This window comes from Flavobacterium silvaticum (assembly GCF_012911565.1).
In the GTDB taxonomy this organism is placed as follows: Bacteria; Bacteroidota; Bacteroidia; order Flavobacteriales; family Flavobacteriaceae; genus Flavobacterium; species Flavobacterium silvaticum.
In genome coordinates, this window is record NZ_JAAMPU010000009.1 from 1 (window position 1) to 243 (window position 243).

Consider the following 243-nt stretch of genomic DNA (forward strand, 5'->3'; position numbering starts at 1 on the left):
AATGGAAGTTTCTGTTACCGAAATGGAGCGCTTTTTTTTAGCCGCTGTTAGCGGGTAGTTGCTACTCATTAACCTTACCATTTTGATCAATAAAAATTTGATCTGTTTCTCCCGATAAGTTCCCATCAACTACACCGTATATTTCGCAAGTTCCGAAATTGGATATATTTCCATTTACCATCCCATAAACGATTGCTCGTGAGCCTTTATCGATTGAAAGATTACCATTCAGAATTCCGTTTA

The 243-nt window shown here is 37.4% G+C and carries 1 protein-coding gene; it reads right to left on the reverse strand.

Annotation, left to right across the window (positions count from 1 at the left end; all coding sequences use genetic code 11):
- Positions 1–61: 61 nt before the first annotated feature.
- Positions 62–243: hypothetical protein (locus G6047_RS16985; RefSeq protein ID WP_211165336.1), on the reverse strand; the 182-nt coding region annotated here is incomplete at its 5' end.